The organism is Curtobacterium sp. B18, assembly GCF_000333375.1.
Classification (GTDB): Bacteria; Actinomycetota; Actinomycetes; order Actinomycetales; family Microbacteriaceae; genus Curtobacterium.
The window spans coordinates 1-1,925 of the sequence record NZ_BACZ01000503.1 but is presented as its reverse complement, the minus strand read 5'-3'; the positions used below and the strand labels follow the sequence as shown (position 1 = coordinate 1,925).

The 1,925-nt window shown below is 69.9% G+C and carries 2 protein-coding genes; both read right to left on the bottom strand.

Translation table 11 applies throughout. From position 1 onward, the window contains the following. Positions 1-366: 366 nt before the first annotated feature. Positions 367-1,317, bottom strand: a complete 951-nt coding sequence (locus I5E_RS13290) for a carbohydrate ABC transporter permease (protein ID WP_022907418.1) — start codon at positions 1,315-1,317, stop codon at positions 367-369. Positions 1,318-1,320: 3 nt separating this feature from the next. After that, positions 1,321-1,925: carbohydrate ABC transporter permease (locus I5E_RS13285; protein ID WP_031262696.1), on the bottom strand; the 605-nt coding region annotated here is incomplete at its 5' end.

Sequence of the window (1,925 nt, the reverse complement as noted above, 5' to 3'; positions counted from 1 at the left end):
CTCGCACGGACTGAGCAGTGCGGCACCGTGCGAGGCCGGCCCTGCGCAGCACGGAGCGGACAACAGCGCACCGTGCGAGCTCCGTCGGCCGGTGCGAGGTTGCCCGCTCCGTGCGTGCTCGTAGCGCAGCACGGAGCGGGCAACCTCGCACGGACTGGGTCGCGCGGCACCGTGCGAAGCCGGCCCTGCGCCGCACGGTGCGAGGCCGGCCCTGCGCCGCACGGTGCGAGGTCGGCCCTGCGCCGCACGGTGCGAGGTCGGCCCCGCGCAGCACGGAGCGGGCAACCTCGCACGGACTGGGCAGCGGAGCACCGTGCGAGGTCGGCGCTGCGCATTGAACAGCGTGCAACAGGGCACCCGCGGGCGTCAGCCCTTCAGCGCGCCGGACGACAGCCCGGCGACGTAGAAGCGCTGCAACCCGACGTAGAGCGCGATGCACGGGATCATCGCCACGACCGACCCGGCGACGAGGTTCCCGTACGACACCTGCCCGTACGCCCCGGTCTGCAGGTTGAGCAACGCGACGGGCAGCGTGTAGAGCGAGTCCTTCGTCAGGAAGGTCAGCGCCCCGAGGAACTCCGTCCACGACGCCAGGAACGCGTACAGCGCAGCGGTCGCCGCACCGGGCAGGAGCAGCGGGCGGAGCACGGACACGACGACCCGGAAGCGTGAGGCGCCGTCGACGAACGCCGAGTCCTCGAGCTCGGTGGGGATCGACTCGAACGCGTTCCGCATCACGAACACCCCGAACGGCAGGTTCACCGTCGTGTAGAAGAGCACGAGCCCGACGAGCGAGTTCGTCAGCTTCATCGCGTTCATCTCGAGGTACAGCGGCGTGAGGATGGCCTGGAACGGCACCATCATCGTCAGCAGCACGAGCCCGAAGACGATGCCGGACCCGCGGAACCGGAACCGCGCGAACCCGTACCCGGCCATCGTCGCGATCACGGCGGTGAGGACAGCCGTGGCGATCGAGACGACGAGCGAGTTCACGACGCCGGTGAGCAGGTGCGACGAGGGGCTGAAGACCGCGGCGAAGTTCTGCCACCCGAGCTGGAAGAACGTCGCGGGGTCCGCCGCCTGCGTGATGACGGCCTCGGACTGGAACGCGCGCAGGATCGACCAGATGAGCGGGACCCCGAAGACGAGGGTGCCGCCGACCCCGGCGATGACGTACAGCGTGCGCTTCACCGCGGTGTCGCGGGGGTGGCGCACGCTGCCCTGGTGGCGACGACGTCGGCCGTCCCCGGAGGTGGTCAGCGTCCGGGTGGACAGGTCCGGGGCCGCGAGGCCGGCACGGGAAGCGGTGGTGCTCATGGCTCAGTCCTTCTCTCGCAGTGCCCAGAACTGGAACACGGTGACGGCGGCGATGACGACGACGAGGGCGATCGACTCGGCGGTCGCCGCGCCGAGCTGCAGGTTCACGAAGCCGCGGTTGTAGATCGCGTTGACGATCGTCGTGGTCTCCGTCCCCGGCCCGCCCTGGGTCAGGATGTAGAACTGGTTGAACGCGAGGAGCGACCCGATCACCGAGATGATCGCGCTGAGGGCGAGGGTCGACCGGATCATCGGCATCGTGATGAGGCGCTCGGTCTGCCACCACGAGGCGCCCTCGAGCTGCGCGGACTCGTAGACCTCGTCGGGGATGCCCTGCATGGCGGACATCACGAGCACCATCGTCAGACCGGACACCGCCCAGACGACGAGCACGCAGATGAGCAGCGTCGCCAGGGGCCCGTTCACGAGCCACGCGGTGCTGCCGTCGGTGATGCCGAGCCAGCGCAGGACCATGTTCACGGCGCCGGAGTTGGGCTGCGCCTCGAGCACGAGCATGAACGACAGCGTGGTCAGTCCGACGACGTACGGCAGGAAGAACACCGTGCGCAGGGAGGTGCTCCCGCGTCGGCGGGCCCGGATCAGCACGG